The sequence below is a fragment of the Streptomyces sp. NPDC001137 genome, from assembly GCF_040298885.1.
In the GTDB taxonomy this organism is placed as follows: Bacteria; Actinomycetota; Actinomycetes; order Streptomycetales; family Streptomycetaceae; genus Streptomyces.
Genome location: NZ_JBEPBA010000040.1, coordinates 19101 through 36555, shown reverse-complemented (window position 1 = coordinate 36555; position 17455 = coordinate 19101). Strand labels below are relative to the sequence as shown.

General features: G+C 70.8%; 17 protein-coding genes and 1 pseudogene. 7 read left to right on the top strand and 11 right to left on the bottom strand.

Features of this window, described 5'->3' with window-relative positions:
* Positions 1–2 precede the first annotated feature (2 nt).
* The 5 genes from ABT254_RS43790 to ABT254_RS43770 form a co-directional block, all read right to left on the bottom strand.
* Positions 3–1706 (bottom strand): phosphoenolpyruvate--protein phosphotransferase, encoded by a 1704-nt coding sequence (locus ABT254_RS43790; protein ID WP_351483303.1) that lies wholly within the window; start codon positions 1704–1706, stop codon positions 3–5.
* Entirely contained in the window at positions 1703–2329 is a 627-nt protein-coding gene (dhaL, locus tag ABT254_RS43785; protein ID WP_351483302.1) for a dihydroxyacetone kinase subunit DhaL, read from the bottom strand. Before dhaL ends, ABT254_RS43790 begins: the two co-directional genes overlap by 4 nt.
* A gap of 151 nt (positions 2330–2480) precedes the next feature.
* Positions 2481–3479, bottom strand: a complete 999-nt coding sequence (dhaK, locus tag ABT254_RS43780) for a dihydroxyacetone kinase subunit DhaK (RefSeq protein WP_351483301.1) — start codon at positions 3477–3479, stop codon at positions 2481–2483.
* Positions 3476–4246: an MIP/aquaporin family protein gene (locus ABT254_RS43775; protein WP_351483300.1), complete on the bottom strand. Its 771-nt coding sequence runs from the start codon at positions 4244–4246 to the stop codon at positions 3476–3478. Before ABT254_RS43775 ends, dhaK begins: the two co-directional genes overlap by 4 nt.
* A gap of 256 nt (positions 4247–4502) precedes the next feature.
* Positions 4503–5282, bottom strand: coding sequence for an IclR family transcriptional regulator (locus ABT254_RS43770; RefSeq protein WP_351483299.1), 780 nt, complete (start codon positions 5280–5282; stop codon positions 4503–4505).
* A gap of 61 nt (positions 5283–5343) precedes the next feature.
* Between ABT254_RS43770 and dhaM the strand changes: the two genes are divergently transcribed.
* The 3 genes from dhaM (at position 5344) to ABT254_RS43755 (ending at position 6538) form a co-directional block, all read left to right on the top strand.
* Complete coding sequence (gene dhaM / locus ABT254_RS43765) at positions 5344–5736, top strand: dihydroxyacetone kinase phosphoryl donor subunit DhaM (RefSeq protein ID WP_351483298.1); 393 nt, start codon at positions 5344–5346, stop codon at positions 5734–5736.
* Positions 5720–6010 carry an HPr family phosphocarrier protein gene (locus tag ABT254_RS43760; RefSeq protein ID WP_351483297.1) on the top strand — a complete coding sequence of 97 codons (291 nt, stop codon included), beginning with the start codon at positions 5720–5722 and terminating at the stop codon, positions 6008–6010. Before dhaM ends, ABT254_RS43760 begins: the two co-directional genes overlap by 17 nt.
* A 75-nt stretch (positions 6011–6085) precedes the next feature.
* Positions 6086–6538, top strand: a complete 453-nt coding sequence (locus tag ABT254_RS43755) for an ATP-binding protein (RefSeq protein ID WP_351483296.1) — start codon at positions 6086–6088, stop codon at positions 6536–6538.
* A 16-nt stretch (positions 6539–6554) separates the two neighbouring features.
* Here ABT254_RS43755 and ABT254_RS43750 read toward each other — a convergent pair whose 3' ends face one another.
* On the bottom strand, positions 6555–7145 hold the full coding sequence (locus ABT254_RS43750) for a TetR/AcrR family transcriptional regulator (protein WP_351483295.1): 591 nt from the start codon (positions 7143–7145) through the stop codon (positions 6555–6557).
* A gap of 151 nt (positions 7146–7296) precedes the next feature.
* Here ABT254_RS43750 and ABT254_RS43745 point away from each other — a divergent pair, with 151 nt between their 5' ends.
* Complete coding sequence (locus ABT254_RS43745; protein WP_351483294.1) at positions 7297–8364, top strand: oxygenase MpaB family protein; 1068 nt, start codon at positions 7297–7299, stop codon at positions 8362–8364.
* A gap of 150 nt (positions 8365–8514) precedes the next feature.
* Complete coding sequence (locus ABT254_RS43740; protein ID WP_351483293.1) at positions 8515–8868, top strand: hypothetical protein; 354 nt, start codon at positions 8515–8517, stop codon at positions 8866–8868.
* Positions 8869–8997: 129 nt separating this feature from the next.
* Here ABT254_RS43740 and ABT254_RS43735 read toward each other — a convergent pair.
* Positions 8998–9529, bottom strand: a pseudogene (locus ABT254_RS43735) (hypothetical protein); the annotation flags it as partial.
* 198 nt (positions 9530–9727) lie between these two features.
* Here ABT254_RS43735 and ABT254_RS43730 point away from each other — a divergent pair.
* Entirely contained in the window at positions 9728–10753 is a 1026-nt protein-coding gene (locus ABT254_RS43730; protein ID WP_351483292.1) for an ArsR/SmtB family transcription factor, read from the top strand.
* Positions 10754–10938: 185 nt separating this feature from the next.
* Positions 10939–11397 (top strand): hypothetical protein, encoded by a 459-nt coding sequence (locus tag ABT254_RS43725; protein WP_351483291.1) that lies wholly within the window; start codon positions 10939–10941, stop codon positions 11395–11397.
* A 72-nt stretch (positions 11398–11469) separates the two neighbouring features.
* Here ABT254_RS43725 and ABT254_RS43720 read toward each other — a convergent pair whose 3' ends face one another.
* The 4 genes from ABT254_RS43720 to helR all read right to left on the bottom strand — a co-directional run bounded on the left by ABT254_RS43720 (position 11470) and on the right by helR (position 17412).
* A complete protein-coding gene (locus ABT254_RS43720) occupies positions 11470–12471 on the bottom strand; it encodes a LacI family DNA-binding transcriptional regulator (RefSeq protein WP_351483290.1) in 1002 nt (333 codons plus the stop codon).
* Between the two features lie 107 nt (positions 12472–12578).
* Positions 12579–14096: an alpha-N-arabinofuranosidase gene (locus ABT254_RS43715; RefSeq protein WP_351483289.1), complete on the bottom strand. Its 1518-nt coding sequence runs from the start codon at positions 14094–14096 to the stop codon at positions 12579–12581.
* Between the two features lie 121 nt (positions 14097–14217).
* Positions 14218–15096: a potassium channel family protein gene (locus ABT254_RS43710; RefSeq protein ID WP_351483288.1), complete on the bottom strand. Its 879-nt coding sequence runs from the start codon at positions 15094–15096 to the stop codon at positions 14218–14220.
* A gap of 147 nt (positions 15097–15243) precedes the next feature.
* Entirely contained in the window at positions 15244–17412 is a 2169-nt protein-coding gene (helR, locus tag ABT254_RS43705; protein ID WP_351483287.1) for an RNA polymerase recycling motor ATPase HelR, read from the bottom strand.
* Between the last annotated feature and the right edge of the window lie 43 nt (positions 17413–17455).

Genomic DNA, 17455 nt, shown 5'->3' with positions numbered 1-17455 from the left:
GTTCAGGCGCCCTCTTCCCAGGGCAGCGGCGGCTGACAGCACTGCTCGACGAGCCGCCACACCTCTTCGGGGGTCTCGCGGGTGAGGGCGACTGCGGCCAGGGAGGCGCAGGTGTCGTGGCGCAGGCGGCGGATGCGGGCCCGGACCTCGTCGAGGGCGGCGGGGCCGACCGAGAGGCCGTCGCAGCCGAGGCCGATGAGCAGGGGGGTCACGAGGGGGTGGGCGGCGGCGTCGCCGCAGACGGAGACCTGGCGATCGTGGCGGTGGGCGGCGGCCACGACGCGGGCGATGGCGTCGAGTACCGCCGGGTGTGCCGCCATGGCGGGGGTGGCCGCGGGGTCGCGCCGGTCCAGGCCCAGGATCTGGCAGGTGAGGTCATTGCTGCCGATGGAGAAGAAGGCGGCCTCGCGGGCGAGGTCGTCGGCGGAAGCGACCGCTTCGGGCAGTTCCACCATGATGCCCAGGGGTGGCGCCGGGACTCCGGTTTCGGTGGCCGCGGCCTCCAGGAGGCGTCGGCAGGCGCGGAGTTCGTCGACGCTCGCGACCATGGGGATCATGATGCGCAGGTCGGTGCCGGCTCCGGCGCCGAGCAGGCTGCGGAACTGGTCGGCGAAGGCGTCCGGTTGGGCGAGCATGAGGGGCAGCCCGCGCCCGAGCCGGCCGTCCTCGCGGCTCTCGGCGAGGAACGGCGGCAGTTTGTCGTCGGCGAAGTCGAGCGTGCGCGCCGTGACGACCTGCCCGGTGAGGGCGCGAAGGACGGGGACGAGGGTGGCCGCGTGCTGGTCGCGGGTGGGCCAGGCGCGATGGTTGAGGAAGGGCAGCTCGGTGCGGAGCAGCCCGACACCTTCGGCTCCCGTGGCCAGGGCCGCGCGGGCCTCGGCCAGGGTGGCCACGTTGGCCCGCAGCACGATGCGGTGAGAGTCGAGTGTCTCGGCGGGCAGGTCACGCTCTTCGGCGAGGGCGAGCCTGCGGGAGCGGGCGGCCTCCATGACGCGTAGGGCCCTGGTGCGTTCCTCGTCGTCGGGGTGGACAACGGCGCCGGCCCGGTCGGCGTCGAGCAGGATCTCCTGCCCGTCGGGCAGTTCGAGCAGCCGCGGGTCGACGGCCAGCAGGAAGGGGACGCCCAGCGAGCGGGCGACGATGGCGGCATGCGAGTTCGGGCCGCCCGTCACGGAGAGGGCGGCTGTCACGGTCCGGCCGGGTTCCAGCAGGTCGGCGGCGCCGATTTCATGGGCCACCAGGACCAGGGGCTGGTCCGGGGCGGGATCCGTGTCGCCGTGGAGATGCGCGAGGACGCGGCGGCCCACCTGCCGGACGTCCGCGGCGCGTTCGGCGAGGGTGGGGTCGTCCAGGGCGGCGATGGTTGCGGCGTAGGCGTCGACGGCCTGCCGGACGGCGACCGGTACCGGCCGGCCGTCCTTCGCCCCCTTGACGGCCTGGTCGCGCAGATCCCGGTCCTGGGCGATGTAGCTGTTGACCTCCATGATGTCGGCCTGCTCGTCCTTGCCCTGTTCGCGCAGCGAGGCCGACAGTTCGAGCAGGCGGGCGGCGACGGCGTCGAAGGCGTCCGTGATCTGTTGCGTGGGCTCGCCGCCGGCGCGGTGGGGCAGCGCACCTCTCGTGAAGGGCCGGTCGGTGCGGTGGAGGACGCCGAGGGCCGTGCCGGGTGCGGCGGCCCGCCCGGTGAAGGTGTGGCGGTCGGTCACCGGGCCCCCAGCGTCTCGGCGAGGGCGCGGAAGACCAGGGCGGTGGAGGTGGCACCCGGGTCCTGGTGGCCGATGCTGCGGGCGCCGAGGTAGGAGGCGCGGCCCTTGCGGGCCTGCATCGGGGCGGTGGCGCGCATGCCCTCTTCGGCGGCATCGGCGGCGGCCGCGGCCGCGGCGCCCAAGTCGGCCCCGGCGTCGGCCTGTTGCCGGAAGGCCGCCAGTGCGGGGGCGTAGGCGTCGATCATGGTCTTGTCGCCCGGGGCGGCCGCTCCGAGCTTCTCGATGCTCGCGAGGCCGGCGGCCAGTGCGGAGGCCAGCTGCTGCGGGTCGGCGGTGGCGGTGTCCAGGGCCTTGCCGATCGCGCGGAAGGCGCCGCCGTAGAGCGGTCCGGAGGCGCCGCCGACGGTGGAGATGAGAGTGGTGCCGGTCTTGACCAGTACGGCCCCCACGGTGTCCGGCGCGTAGTCGGCCAGGGCCTTGACGGCGGCGGAGAAGCCGCGGTGCATGTTGGTGCCGTGGTCGGCGTCGCCGATGGCCGAGTCGAGTTGGGTGAGGTGGTCCTTGTGCTGGTCCACGGCGGCTGCGATGGCCTGCACCCAGGTGCGGGCGAGGTCGGTGTCCACGGGGTCTCCGATCGGGGTCGGTACGGGGTTGGCGGGTGGTGTGGTGAGCCGGGGGCGGGGCGGTGGCGCGCGGGGTGCGGTCCGGGCGGGGCGGCCGCGGGAAGGCACCGGCCCGGCCCGCGCGGATGGCGCGGCCCGCCCCCGGCTCGGTTCAGACGCCCCAGCGCAGAGCCGGGGTGTTCACGGGTGCGTCCCACAGGGACAGCATGTCGGCATCGGCCTTGCATACGGTCAGGGAAACACCCGCCATGTCCAGGCTGGTGACGTAGTTGCCGACGAGGTTGCGGGCGATGACCACGCCCCTGTCCGCGAGTGCGGCGGCGACCTCGTTGTAGACCACGTACAGCTCGATGAGCGGGGTGCCGCCGAGACCGTTGACCATGACGATGGTCTCGTCACCGGCGTCGAGCGGCTGGTCGCCGAGGACGGCGTCCAGGGCGGTGGCCACGATCTCCCTGGCGGGACGCAGCTTCTCGCGGCGCCGTCCGGGTTCACCGTGGATGCCGACGCCGACCTCCATCTCGTCCTCGGGCAGTTCGAAGCCGGGCTTCCCGGAGGCGGGCGTGGTGCATGCGGTCAGGGCCACGGCGAAGGACCGGGAGGCGGCGTTGACCCGTTTGGCCATCTCGGCGACGGTGGCGAGGTCGGCGCCCTGCTCGGCGAGGGCCCCGGCGATCTTCTCGACGAAGACGGTGGCCCCGGTGCCCCGGCGGCCGGCCGTATAGGTGGAGTCCTGGACCGCGACGTCGTCGTCGACCAGGACGGTCTCCACGGCGATGCCTTCCTCGACGGCGAGTTCGGCGGCCATCTGGAAGTTGAGGACGTCTCCGGTGTAGTTCTTCACGATGAACACCACGCCCGCGCCGCCGTCGACGGCCTGGGCCGCGGTGAGCATCTGGCCGGGCACGGGCGAGGTGAACACCTCGCCGGCGCAGGCCGCGTCCAGCATCCCCTGTCCCACGAAGCCGCCGTGCAGGGGTTCGTGGCCCGAGCCGCCGCCGGAGACGAGGGCGACCTTGCCCGGCTTGGTGCCCGAGGTGCGGGCGATCACCCTGTTCTCCGCGTCGACCTTCAGCGCGGGGTGCGCGGCGGCGATCCCGGACAGCGCGTCGGCCAGTACCGCTTCAGGTGCGTTGATCAGCTTCTTCATGACAGGGCTCCTTCGGCGGCTGCGACGGGCTCGGGGGTCGGCTCGGCGAGGGTGGTGACGCCTCTGCGGGCGTTCAGGGCGACGTAGAGGAAACCGGCGGCGACCGCTCCCACGACCTCGGCGATCAGGTAGACGGGCAGCTGGTTCCAGTGGACCGTGCCGTTGAACAACTGGCCGACCAGCATGGGCCCGATCGTGCGGGCAGGGTTGATGGACGCGCTGGTGGCGGGCGCGACCACCATGATGACGGCGAACACGGCGAGGCCGATGGCGAGTCCGGCGAACCCGCCGGCCGAACGGCGGTCGATCGCGCCGAAGACGACGAAGGCGAGGACGGCCGTGCCGAGCGCTTCCGCGAAGAAGGCCTGGCCGACGCTGACTTGAGGGCCGTAGGAGGCGATGCCCAGACCGACGGTCACGGCCTTGTGGCCGAGCACCCCGATGATCGCGAGGGCTCCCAGTACGGCGCCTGCGACCTGGGCGGCTATGTATCCGGGGACGTCCCGCCACGGCATCTTCCTCGTGGCGGCGAGCGCGAGGGTGATGGCCGGGTTGATCTGACAGCCGGAGATGTGGCCGATCGCGTAGATCATCGCGATGACGACCGTGGCGAACGCCAGCGAGATCATGCCGAGGTCGGCGAAGGTGAACGGGGCCTTGCCGTTGACGATGAGTGTTGCGGGAACCGAACCGACGCCGATGAACACCAGCATCGCGGTGCCCAGAACCTCGGCCAGCAGCTTCTGTGGGTAGGTGTTTTCTTCCATGAAAGGCGCCCAGCGCCGAACGGCGGCTCGGGCGTCTCACCTCCTCCGCGGGGAGCGGGCTGTGAAGGGAGGGGGAAGCCGGGCGGCTTTGAGCCTCCGACTGCAGATCGTTCACTATGGATGAACGTTGTTCCGGAAATTAAGCCCGCGTTTCCGGCCTGTCAAGAGGTTCGGCAGCCTCGCGCTCCATTGACGGGCAGACCGATACGAAAAAGACCCCGCGGCGGTGCGCCGAGGGGCCTGATCAGGCGGGGGGTCAGTTCAACGTGGTGCGGGCGGCCGCGCCGCGGGGGGCTCCCAGGTCGCGGGAGAGGTTGCGGGCGGTCTCCCGGACGGCGACCGCAAGCTCCTGACGTGCCGATTCGGCCAGAATCCGCTCGACGGGTCCGACGATGCCGAGAGACCCGACCACCTCGCCGGAGCGGTCGAAGACGGGGGAGGCGATACCGGCGTCACCGATGGCGGATTCCTGGTCCTCGATCGCGTAGCCCGTCCTGAGGACCTCCTTCAGCTGCCCGGCCAGCTCCTCCGGGGCCGTGATGCTGGCACCGGTGAGCACCGCCTGCTCACCCGCGAGCAGCCGCTCACGCTCGACGGCCGGCAAGAAGGCCACGATGGCCTTGCCCAGGGCGCAGGTGCTCCACGGGATGCTGGCGCCCACCTCGAGGATCTGCACGGCGCCCTCGGGCCGGAAGGCATGGTGCACCACCAGGACGTGGTCACCGGTGAGCACGGCCACCCAGACCGCCTCGTTCGTCCGGTTCGCGAGCTGGTCCGCCCAGGTCAGCGAGCGGGTGCGCAGCTCCTGGGTGTCCAGGTAGGCATTGCCGAGCTGCACCAGTTCCGGGCCGAGCTGGTACTTCGAACTGTCCCGGTCCTGCACCACAAGCCCCTCGGCCTCCAGCGTGCGCAACAGCGCGTGCACGGTCGGCTTGGCCACGCCCAGGCGGTCGGCCAGCTCCGTCACTCCGAGCCGCGGACCGGTGGACGCGAGCTCCCGCAGTATCTGCACCGCTCGCTGCACGGCCTGCACCATCGAAAAATTCTCCTCGGTTCACTATTGCTGAACGCTGTTCCGACATCTACGTTAGCTGTTCATGAGCGCATCTGTCGGCATCGTACTCGTGTCCCACAGCGCCGAGCTCGCGGCGGGCCTTCGCCTGCTGGCGGAGCAGATCGGCTCCGACACGGTCCCCCTCGCCACGGCCGGAGGCACCGACGACGGCCGGATCGGCACCAGTTACGACCTCGTCCTCACCGCCATCCGCAGCGTCGACCGCGGTCAGGGTGTCGTCGTCCTGCCCGACCTGGGCAGCTCCGTCCTGACCGCCCGCACCGTCCTGGAGGACCACCCCCATCCCGACGTGCTGATCGTCGACGCCCCCTTCGTCGAAGGAGCCGTCGCAGCCGTCGTCACCGCCGCATCCGGCGCCGACCTCAAGGCCGTCGCCGACGCCGCCAAGGAGGCCCGTCATGTCCACAAGCTCTGAGCCCACCACCACGACCGCAGCCAGGCAGGAGGCGGCCGTCGTGCTGCCCGCCCCTCTCCACGCCCGCCCCGCGGGTCAACTCGCCCGGGCGGCAGCGACCTTCACCAGTGCCATCCAGCTGGAGTACGGCGACCGGACGGTCAATCCGACCGGCGTGCTCGCCGTCATGGGCCTCGGGGCCACCCTCGGAAGCACCGTGACCGTCCGCGCCGAAGGCCCCGACGCCGAACAGGCCGTCACGACACTGGCCCAGATCCTCGCCACCGCCGAGTGACCCGAAGGCCGCCGGCGGCACGAACCGGCTGCCGCTCGGCGAAGCCAGAAGCGGAGACCAGTGAAGGTGACCGAGGTGAGCACCCCCGCCACGCACACGCCCGACACCGAGACACGGCCGCCCTCGCGGATCGAGGACCTCTCGGTGCCGCACATCCCCGAGGCCGTTTACGCCGTCCGCCGACGGGCCCGCACCGTGCTGGCCCGATGGCGGGTTCCGAGGTCGACGGCCGACGACGCCCTCCTGGTGATCTCGGAGCTGACCACCAACGCGATCGTCCACGCACTGCCGCCGGCGGTGCTGCGGCTGTCCATGCCGCAGGACGGCACCTGCGGCGGGATCCGTATCGAGGTCACCGACGCGGGGCCGGTGTGTCGAGGATTTTCCGCGCCCGGCGGCCCCCACCTCGCCGAACACCAGGAACACGGCCGCGGGACCGGCATCGTCGCGGCCCTCTCCACCCGGCACGGAATCTCCCGTCACCCCGAGAGGACCACCCGCTGGGCCGTTCTCCACGTCATGGCGTGAAGCCGCTGACGCCCCGTCACCGCACGGGCGGCCAGAGGGCGTCGAGGATCACCCGCACCTGGTCGACGAGGTGCGACGGGTCGAATCTGCCGGGATCGGTGAGCGCGATGCGGCCGAAGTGCTCCGCGCAGGCGACGAGGGCGTGGGCGACGACCTGCGGGTCGAGTGCCGGGCCGCCCCTGTCCGCCAGGACGACGGAGATCCATTCCTGGACGCGGCGCCGGAACCGCTCGCGGTCCGCCTCGATACGGTCGCGGACGACCGGGGGCATGTTGCCCGGCGGCAGCAGGATCAGTCGCCAGGTGTCGGGGTCCTCGCGGAGCATCGCGGACATCCGGCGCACCGCCTCGGAGACGAACGCGGCGGGATCGCCCAGGTCCTGCGCGCCGGGGATCGTCTCCAGCAGGCGCCCGAAGGCGCGTGCCTGCTGCCGGTCGAGCAACGCCATCAGGAGGGCGTCGAGGTTCTCGAAGGCGCCGTAGACCACCGACCGGGCGACATCGGCCCGCTTCGCCACGGCGTCGACGGAGACCCGGTCGTAGCCGTCGCTCACGATCACGGCGAGGGCAGCGTCGAGCAGCTGCTCACGGCGCTGTGCGAGCGGCACGCGCGGGGCGTAGGGGCGTCGCTTGCGCGGCCTGTCTTCCGAAGCGCGGAGTGCTGACACCTTGGCATCTTACGACATGCGTGTCTTAATTTAAGACAGTAGTGTCGTAATCAAGGGCGGCGCAGGCCGCGGACACATGAGGAGCGGCTCCATGGCGAAGGTCAAGTCGAAGTGGAGCGAGGTCGAGCCGCACGAGGACTACGGCTTCTTCGGCCCGGGTTCGGTGGTGTGGAAGGTCTGGAGCCACCCGACCGCGCCGACGGTCGGTTTTCAGCGGGCCGTGGTGGTGGAGGAACTCGACCCGCCGCTGGTGGCCGCCGTCCACGCGACCCAGGGCATCTACCGACGCGCCCGCACCCGTTACGACCGCACCCTGCGCTACTTCGCCATGGTGGCCTTCGCCGGCTCCCGGGAGGTGTGCAAGGCCGCCGACGTCCTGGTCAAGATCCACTCCAAGGCGATCGGCGAACTGCCCTACGGCGGCGGCACCTACGACGCCAACGACCCTGCCTCGCAGCTGTGGATCCAGCTCACCGGGTGGCACTCGATCCTCTACGCGTACGAGAAGTACGGCCCCGGCAAGCTCACCGCGCAGGAGGAGCAGGAGTACTGGGAGGCGTGCGCGCTCGCCGCGGAACTGCAGACCTGCTCCCCCGACGACGTCCCCCGCAGCCGTGACGGCGTCCGGGCGTACTTCGAGGACATGCGCCCGCGGCTCTCCGCCAGCCCGATCGCCCGGCAGGCCATGAACCACCTGCTGAGGAGCGAGCTCGTGCTGCCGCCGACACCATGGTGGGCAAAGCCGGCGAGCCTGGCTGTCGCCAAGGCGCAACGGATCGCCACGATCGCCACCATGCCACGCTGGATGCGCGAGATGGCGGGGATCCGGCAGTCACGTCTCCTCGACACACTCATCGTGCCCGTCATGAAAACGGCCTTCGCGCTCGCCCACATGAGCCCCAAGGCCGAACTGCGCCTGCTGGCGCGCCTCTCGCCCTCCACGGTTCCGGTGATCGCGCCGATCAAGCTCGGCATCCCTCCCCACAAGGAGGAAGTACTGACGCCCGCGGAGGCCCGCGCCCGCCACGGCTACGCCAAGCCCGCCGAGGCCCACCTCGAATTCCGGGCCCGCCAGGCCGCCCGTGTCTTCGACGACGGCAAGGCACCCAGCGACCAGGGGCTCGTCGAGTCCCAGGAGATCCTCGGGCCGCTGTCGTAAAGGAACCATTATCGGGACATCGCGGAAGGAGGTGTAACGCGGCGACGGCGGTGAGGCGCTGAGGAACAGAGGCGTGGGAAAACCTCGGACTGAATTCATACGCCCCGGGCGACCGTGCCACCACGACAACTCGTCAGATCGGAATTTCTCGTGAGCAACACAGACCCGGTTTCCGGATACCAGACGTACCCCCAGCCCCCGGGGCCGGACCGCTCCGCGCAACGTCAGGCCACCGGCCGACGGGCGGCACTGACGATCTGCACGATCGCCGACACAGCGGCCGGACTGCTGGTCCTGTGGATTCTGCTGTTCCTGCTCGACGCGAACCAGGCGAATGTATTCGTCAAGTTCGTGCACGGAATATCGGACTGGCTGGCCGGATGGTCACAGGACATTTTCACGATGAACACCGAGGGTCTACGCGTCATCCTCAATTACGGTCTTCCGGCGATTCTGTATTTGCTGATCGGTCACGGAATCGCCGCACGGCTCAACCGGGCCTGACCTCCTCGTCGCGCAGCCGACCCGCCAGGGAGGTCAGTGGTTCGGTCTCCTCCGTGCAGCCGAGGACGGTCAGGCGGGAGATCGCCGCATCGAGGCGGGCGCCGGGCGTTCCAGATAGAGGCCCTCGACGGCAGCCGCGTCCAACTTCCTTGCCCGGATGATGAGTTCGGGCAGCGAGTCGGGGACGGCGGCGGGCGCGGCGGCGGTCGGTGTGGGCCGTGGTGCCGTAGCGGGCGGCGCGGCCGCGCACCTCCGCGCGCAGGCCGGCCACCGTCCAGGTGCGGCACGTGTAGCCGGTGGCGGGCTGTTCGCCGTGGCCGAGGAGCTCGATGCGCTGGAGGAGGACCTCCACGCCGGTGAGGAAGCCGAGCTGGTCCAGCGGCGAGTCGACCTCGTCGAACAGGTTCCGGTTCCCGGCGAGCAGTTCCAGGCCGCGGGCCTCGTTGCCGGTCAGCGCACAGAACTCCGGGTGCCGGCCGACCTCTTCGGACATCGAGGGGCTGCGGTAGCCGGTGAGGTGCAGTTCGCGGGCGCGGTCGGCGTGGCCGGTGCGCAGCAGGGGCAACAGTGCGTACGAGGCGGAGCGGGCCGGTTCCTCCTTGCAGGACGCCTTCCCGGCCAGGACCGGCTCCCAGGCGCGCAGCGCCCGCTCGTCCTCGCCCTCAGGATTTTCACGGGCACTTCACGGTGCGACGCGGCCTGCCCGGTGAGGGCGGCCGGGTACGGCGGCATCCAGCCGATCTCCCGTACGTCGGGTTCAACGCCGCAACCAAGCACCGTACTTGTCAGTCGTCCCCCATGATGACGCTCAGCGCTCTTCGCCCTCGGCCAACCCCCCACTGTCCGCGAATGAGGCCGCATGCTCCGTATCCATTTCACCACCGCCGACTTACAGAACATCCGAATCTCACGTCGCCCCGACCCCCTGTGGGAACTCGTCTGCGCCACCTGCCGGTTGGTCACACACCAGGGACCGCTCGAGTTCGGGGCATGGCGTCGCTCCGTCCGCGAACGGCTCGCCACGGACCCGGTGGCCGGCCGTGCCCTGCACACGCTGCAGACACTCGTCCCGCCCTTCGGGTACATCCCCGACTTCCTCACCCCGACCGTCCTGGAGGGAGGTCTGCCCGCGGCCCTGGAGGAGATACAGGCCACCCCTCCCGGCCGGCTGCGGCACGAGTTGGGCAGGCTCGCTGCCGCGCGTCCCCTCCCGGGGTGGACCACGACGCTGGGCCGACCGGGAGACCACGGTCTGCGATCTCTGGCCAAGTCGCTGGAAATCTCCGCCACGACCTTGCTCGAACCGCGCTGGGCCCATGTCCGCAGAGCCATCCGTGACGAGGTCGACCTGCGCTCTCGTGTCCTCCTCGACGGAGGGGTCCTGGCCCTGTTGGAAAGCCTGCGGCCGCTCGCCCGGTGGCGGGCGCCCGTCCTGGAAGTGGAGTACCCCACCCACCGCGACCTCCATCTGGAGGGCCGTGGGCTGCTTCTGCTCCCCTCCTACTTCTGCTGGCGCAGGCCCACCGCCCTCGCCGATCCGGCCCTCGGCCCGGTCCTGGTCTACCCGGTCACCGCACGGCCGCTCGACTCGATCACCTTCCACGACAACGGACTCGACCGTCTGCTGGGCCGCACCAGGGCCTCGGTCCTCACCGAGGTGGCCCGCGGCGGCCCCCGGACCACCTCCGAGGTGGCGACGGCTGTCGGCATCGGCCTGCCCAGCGCCAGCTACCAGCTCGCCGTCCTCCGGGACGGGGGGCTGGTGGCGAGCCGGCGCGAGGGACAGTACGTGCGGCACTCGGCGACGCTCATGGGCCACCGGCTCCTGGACGGAGACGGAGGACAATTGCAGCAGACGGGACAGACCGTCGGCGGCACCCCTTAGCGGGAGCCGCTGATCTGGCGGCGGCTCCGGCGGAGCCGCCGTGGTCCACGAGCTGCCCGTGATTCGAGCACATTCGAAATGCTTCTCCCCCGCCGGCGCACGGCCGAACATCGTCGGCGGGGCCCGGCCGCGAAGCATCGCGGCGACCGCACGAACCGCACCACTCGACCCAACGGGGGAAGACAATGAACCTGCTCCGCAATCACCGCACCCGTCGCGCCACCACCGCGGGTGTCACCCTTCTGCTGGCGGGCGTCCTCGGGACCGCCGGCGCCACCGCCTCCGGCGCCGAGGCCAAGGCCGCGGCGCCTCAGACCCAGCAGATCGCCTCGTCCGTCCTCGGCAGCGACTACAAGATCACGCTCACCGCGCTGCGCTCGTCCCAGGACGAGTACGCCGCCTCGGTGCGGCTGCAGGTCTACACGCACGACAGCGGCAAGTGGAAGGAGTCCGACCGGGTCACGGTGGGCGAGGTCGACGGATGGTTCTGGTACCCGCTGACCGGCAGCGGCTCCGTCTGCGAGTTCTCGACCGCGAGCATGGAGCCCGCGCCCCTCACCGTCAGCCTGCTGATCACCCCGTCCATCGGCTGCTCCCAGCCGGCGCACTACGTCGTCAAGCAGGGCAAGGTCTACGCCGGCTGAACCACCTCAGCCGGGGCGGCCGGGGTTTCGGGAAGGACAGCGTGGTCGGGCTGTACCCCGTCGAGGAGGTGGTCAGCCGCCCGTGGACTCCCGGATCACCAGGGAGAAGCCGCCGACGACATCCTGGTGCGGGGCCGGCGGCTCGGTCTGCTCGATGCGCCGGACGAGGAGGTCGACCGCGCGCTCGGCCATACCGTCGTGGTCCGGGTCGACGGTGGAGAGCGACGGGATGAAGAACTCGCTCTCCGAAACGTTGTCGAAGCCGATCACCTTCACCTGCTCGGGTACCCGCGTCCCGACGTCGGCCAGGCCCCGCAGCACGCCCATGGCAAGGGAGTCGGTCACACAGAACACGCCGTCGAAGTCCAGGCCGCTCTTCGCCATCTCCCGGGCGCGTTCGGCGCCTTCGCGCATGCCGAGCCGGCCCACCTGCTGCACCAGGGCGCCGTCGGCGGACAGGCCCGCGTCCTTGAGAGCCTTGAGGTAGCCCGCGATGCGCAGGCTGGAGGTGTCCACCTCCTCGACCGCCCCGCACACGATCGCGACACGCCGGCAACCCCGCTCGATCAGATGCCGGGTGGCGGCGTGGGACGCGTCGAAGTTGGGCATGGCGACGTGGTCCACCGGGCCGCCGAAGATCCGGTCGCCGAGGATGACCACCGGGTGGTCCACCCTGAGCCGCTCGGCATCACCCTGCCCCATGCCGGCCGCGCTCAGGATCAGCCCGTCGTAGAGCCGGTTGCGGGACAGGGACAGCGCCTCCAGCTCGTTGTCCCGGGAGGCGGTCTGTTCGATGTTCACCCGGAGGCCGCGCCGCTCGGCCGCGGCGATGATGGCGGCGGCCAGCAGCCCGTAGTAGGCGCTGTCCACCTCAGGAACGGCGAGGCCGATGGTTCCGGTACGGCCCTTGCGCAGATTGCGGGCCGCGACGTTGACCCGGTAGTCGAGCCGGGCCATGGCCTCGAGCACCTTCTCGCGCGTCGCGGGGCGGACGTTCGGATGGTCGTTGATGACGTTCGAGACGGTCATCGGTGAGACCCCGGCCGCCTTCGCCACGTCCTGGATCGTCGCCACCCTCACCCCTGGTCTGCCGTCTGGGAACCCACTCGCATGCTAAGCCGCACCCCTACCGGCCAGGACGGTGACGGAGTGCGGCCGGGACGACGGCCGGAGTCGTTGTGTCAGGCGAGCGGAGCGCTGACCGTGACGAAGGAGTGCGGCGGCAACGTGAGGGTGAACCCCTGGTCGGTGGCCTTGAGGGCGTCGAAGGAGCGCGGGGCGACCGTCTCCGGTGTGCCGGGCGTGTTGTGGTCCTGCAGCCGGTCGGCCGTCAGGATGCGGGCGCTCGGCTCGCCGACGCCGCGCCCGCGCAGGTCGAGCGTCACCCCCGCGGGCTCCTCCGCGTCCAGGTTGGACAGCGAGATGAGCACCGCCCCGTGCTTGACGCTGGCGGAGGCGGACAGGGTCTCCAGCTGCGTGTCGCCGACCGTGCGCCGCAGGCCGTCGCCGCGCAGATGCACGGCGAGTGACGTGGCGTCCTGATGGCCCTTGTTCATCTCGAACACGTGGTAGGTCGGGGTCAGCACCAGGCTGTCGCCGTCGGTCAGGAGCATGGCCTGCAGGACGTTGACCGTCTGCGCGATGTTGGCCATGTACAGACGGGCGGCATGCCGGTGGAAGATGTCGAAGTGGGTGGAGGCCACCAGCGCGTCGCGCAGGGTGTTCTGCTGGAACAGGAAGCCGGGGTTGGTGCCCGGCTCGACGTCCCACCAGGTGCCCCACTCGTCCAGCACCAGCCCGACGGTGCGCCCCGGGTCGTAGACGTCCATCACGGTGGAGTGGCCGGTCAGGATGCGGTCGAGGCGGCGGGCCGCGACCATGGTGCGGTAGTGGTCGTCGGTCCCGAAGACGGTCGCGCTGCCCTTGGCCTCCCAGGGACCGGCCAACGTGTAGTAGTGCACCGACAGGCCCTGGAAGAAGTTCTTCGGGGTGGCCTCGCAGCCGAAGCAGCTGATCTGCTGCATCAGCGTCTCGGTCCACTTGTAGTCGGCGTCCGAGGCGCCGGAGGCTATGCGGTAGAGCTTGTTGTCGCCGTGGTCGCGGCAGTAGGTGGCGTACTGGCGGGCCAGGTCGGCGGAGTACTCGGCGCGCATGTTGCCGCCGCAGCCCCAGGTCTCGTTGCCGATGCCCCAGAACTTCACCCGCCAGGGCTCCTCGCGGCCGTTGGCCTTGCGCAGCCGCACCATGGGGCTGTCGCCGTCGCGGGTGAGGTACTCCACCCACTCGCTCATCTCGCGCACGGTGCCGGAGCCGACGTTGCCGCTGATGTACGGCTCCGCGCCGAGCAGCTCGCACAGCGCCATGAACTCGTGGGTGCCGAAGTGGTTGTTCTCCTCGACGTCGCCCCAGTGCGTGTTGACCATGCTCGGCCGCTGCTCGCGGGGGCCGATGCCGTCACGCCAGTGGTACTCGTCGGCGAAACAGCCGCCCGGCCAGCGCAGGTTGGGGATGTCCAGGGCACGCAGGGCCTGTACGACGTCGAGGCGGATACCGCCCTCGTTCGGGACCGTCGAGTCCTCTCCGACCCAGAAGCCGCCGTAGATGCAGCGGCCGAGGTGCTCGGCGAAGTGACCGTAGAGGTGACGGCTGATCCTCGGGCCCTCGATGTCGAGGTTGATGACCGCGGTGGCGTTGGGCACGGACGTACTCCTGTGTCGGGTCGAGGACGTGGGGTGGGCAGGAACCGCGCATGGCAAACGCTTTCTTGTAGCGATACAAACGTACTCTCCACGGCACCGCCTTCGCCATGCCCGCCGGCGATCAGGGCCGCGCGGCTTCAAAGCCGTGGTCGGCGGCGTACGCGGCGAAGACCTCTGTCGTGCTGCCGTCCACGTGCAGGAAGCGCTGGTCGAGAATGGTGGCGAGGTCGTCGAGCGCGCCCGCGAGCAGGTCCCCGCCCAGTCGCACGTCCGGTCGTCGGGCCGCCTGCCCCTGCCGGGCAAGGGCGACGGCGTGGCCGAGGACGGCCGCCAGGGACGAGTGGTCCTCGCCGTCATGGAAGTAGTAGGCCTCGGCGTACTGGGTGAAGTCGACGCGGACGCGGACGACCTCGGTGGCCAGGCTGTCCAGCAGTGCCGCTCCGGCCACGCTGTCGATGTGCTCGGCCGTCGGTGCCGAGCGGTGCAGCAGCGACAGCCGGATGGCCAGGACCCGTCTGCGGGTCAACGCGGGGTAGATCTCCAGCACCCAGGAGACCGTGGCCGTCAGGAGGGCGAAGCCGACGAGGGCCTCCAGCGGGGAGACCAGGCGGAGCCACCCTTCGCCGGGCGTGATGTCCCCCAGGCCGAGGGTGGCGACGGTGACCAGGGACAGGTAGACCGAGTCGAGGAGTGCCGGCTGCTGGGCCGCTCTTGAACCAGGGGTGAGCGTGAACGCGCCCGGCATATGGGGCCAGTAGATGATCGCCCAGCCCAGGATGATGATGACGGCCCACAGCCCCACCACCGTCACCATCGCCAGCGGCCCGACGAGCCCGATCAGGCGGGGACGCAGCCGTGAGCGCCGGGCCAGTCGCCACATCCTGGTCATGACGAGTCGGCTGATGCCTCCGTGGCGGGTGGGGTGCCAGAGCGTGTGGAACAGATCCCGCAGGACAGCCAGGACCAGTCCGACGCCGACCAGCGAGACCAGCCACTCCATCCATGTCTCCCACGGGCCTGTTCCGCGAAGCGTCTCGACGGCTCCGGACGACCGGGAGCCGCGCACCTCCTGCCCGATTTTGCCCTGGTTTTTAGTGCTATGCCAAGGGTGACAGCGGCGGGATCCCCGACGGCCCGTCAAAGGTTTTCAGCGGGTGAGGATGACGAGCTGCTGCGTGGCTCGGGTCATGGCGACATAGCGGTCGACCGCTCCTTCGACGTCGGTGCCGAAACTGTCCGGGTCGACGAGGACGACCAGGTCGAACTCGAGCCCCTTCGACAGCGTGGGGGTCAGCGACTTGACCCGGGGCGTGGCCTGGAACGTGGGATCGCCGATCACGCAGGCGATTCCCTCGGCATGCGCGGCGAGCCAGGTGTCCAGGATCGAGTCCCGTTGCGAGGCAGTGCCGTGTACGACGGGGAGGCCGCTGCTGCGGACGGAGGTCGGCACGTTGGCGTCCGGGAGCACGGCCCGGATGACCGGCTCCGCTTCCGTCATGACCTCTTGCGGCGTGCGGTAGTTGATGCTCAGGGAGGCCACACTGACCCGGTCGAGCCCGATCCGCTGCAGCCGTTCCTGCCATGTCTCCGAGAACCCGTGCCGGGCCTGGGCGCGGTCACCGACGATGGTGAAGCTCCGGGACGGGCAGCGCAGCAGGAGCATCTGCCATTCCGCGTCGGTCAGTTCCTGGGCCTCGTCCACGACGATGTGCGCGAACGGACCGGCGAGCAGGTCCGGTTCGGCGATGCTCAGTTCGGCCTCGTCGACCAGGCTGACCTTGGCGTCCTGGCCGCGCAACATCCTCACCAGGCCTTCGCCGTCATCACCGTCGGCACCGGAATCGGCCGCCGCGTCGATGAGGTTGTCCACGACCTGCGCCATGCGCTCGCGCTGGGCGGCGATGACGGCCTCGTGCCGCCGCTTGCGCAGGGCCGTCTCCGGGTCGCCGAGCCGCTGCCGAGCGGCGTCCAGGAGCGGCAGATCGGACACCGTCCAGGCCTGGGCATCCGCCCGCTGCAGCTTGCGGACCTCCTCGCGGCTCAGCCAGGGCGCGCACATCCGCAGATAGGCCGGCACCGACCACAGATCTCCGACCAGGTCGGCCCCTTCGAGCAGCGGCCATGCCCGGTTGAGGGCCCCGACCAGCTCCCTGTCCCGCCGTAGCACCCTGCGGAACTGCTCCGGCGGGAGGTCGTCGCCGTCGTATCCGTCCTCCAGGATCGTGACCAGCTTCTCCCAGATCTGCTCACGCGCCTCGTTGTGCGGGGTGCCGGGTTCCGGCGCGTCGAAGGCCTCGGCCCAGTCGTCGGCGGTCAGCGGGATGTCGGTCCAGTCGACGGTGACCGTCATCCCCTCGGCGGGCGGCTCCTCGTAGAACCGGACGGCCTTCTCGATCGCCTTCACCATGTCCGCGGACGACTTCAGACGGGCCACCTCGGGGTCGGTCTCGACGCCCGCGTCGGCTCCCTCGTCGACGAGGTCCCGCAGGATGCAGGTCTGCACGCCCTCCTCGCCGAGGCTCGGCAGGACGTCGGCGACATAGTCCAGGTAGGGGCGGTGCGGGCCGACGAACAGTACGCCGCCCCGACGGTGCCCGAGGCGGGGGTCGGAGTAGAGGAGGTGGGCGGAGCGGTGCAGGGCGACGACGGTCTTGCCGGTGCCGGGACCGCCGTCGACGACGAGCGCGCCGCGTGATCCCGCCCGGATGATGGCGTCCTGGTCGGCCTGGATGGTGGCGAGCACGTCCCGCATGCGGGCCGAGCGGTTGCTGCCCAGACTGGCGATGAACGCGGACTGGTCGTCGAGCGCGGCGCGCCCCTCCAGCCCGTCGGCGGTGAACACCTCGTCCCAGTAGTCGCTGATACGGCCGCGGGTCCAGCGATAGCGGCGGCGGCCGGCGAGGCCCATCGGGTTGGCGTGGGTCGCCGCGAAGAACGGCTCGGCCGCGGGAGAGCGCCAGTCGAGCAACAGGCGACGCCCCGTGCTGTCGGTCAGGCCGAGTCGTCCGATGTAGACGGGCTCGGGGTCGTCCGCGCCGACGATGTGTCCGAGGCACAGGTCCAGGCCGAAGCGGCGCAGGGTGCGCAGCCGACCGGTCAGCCGGTGGACCTCCATGTCCCGGTCCATCGCCTGCCGGCCGGTGCCGCCGGGTGCCTTGAGCTCGGCGTCGAGGCGGGCGGACAGTTCGGCGATCGTCTGCTCGAGGTTCTCCGCGATCGCGGCGAAGTGCTGCTCGTCGGCGGCGATCAGGGTGGGGTCGGCCTTGTGGGCGAGTCGGTCGGGAAGGTCGAACGCACGGGTGGTCAGGGGGGTCATGTCACCGGACGGAACACGCACTTCGTGAAACTCCCAACTCCGC

What these genes read in the sequence shown, in the direction of transcription:
- dhaK (WP_351483301.1), bottom strand. Translation starts at nt 3,479, where the DNA reads ATGAAGAAGCTGATCAACGCACCTGAAGCGGTACTGGCCGACGCGCTG.
- ABT254_RS43775 (WP_351483300.1), bottom strand. Translation starts at nt 4,246, where the DNA reads ATGGAAGAAAACACCTACCCACAGAAGCTGCTGGCCGAGGTTCTGGGC.
- ABT254_RS43770 (WP_351483299.1), bottom strand. Translation starts at nt 5,282, where the DNA reads ATGGTGCAGGCCGTGCAGCGAGCGGTGCAGATACTGCGGGAGCTCGCG.
- dhaM (WP_351483298.1), top strand. Translation starts at nt 5,344, where the DNA reads ATGAGCGCATCTGTCGGCATCGTACTCGTGTCCCACAGCGCCGAGCTC.
- ABT254_RS43760 (WP_351483297.1), top strand. Translation starts at nt 5,720, where the DNA reads ATGTCCACAAGCTCTGAGCCCACCACCACGACCGCAGCCAGGCAGGAG.
- ABT254_RS43745 (WP_351483294.1), top strand. Translation starts at nt 7,297, where the DNA reads ATGGCGAAGGTCAAGTCGAAGTGGAGCGAGGTCGAGCCGCACGAGGAC.
- ABT254_RS43730 (WP_351483292.1), top strand. Translation starts at nt 9,728, where the DNA reads ATGCTCCGTATCCATTTCACCACCGCCGACTTACAGAACATCCGAATC.
- ABT254_RS43725 (WP_351483291.1), top strand. Translation starts at nt 10,939, where the DNA reads ATGAACCTGCTCCGCAATCACCGCACCCGTCGCGCCACCACCGCGGGT.
- ABT254_RS43710 (WP_351483288.1), bottom strand. Translation starts at nt 15,096, where the DNA reads ATGGAGTGGCTGGTCTCGCTGGTCGGCGTCGGACTGGTCCTGGCTGTC.
- helR (WP_351483287.1), bottom strand. Translation starts at nt 17,412, where the DNA reads ATGACCCCCCTGACCACCCGTGCGTTCGACCTTCCCGACCGACTCGCC.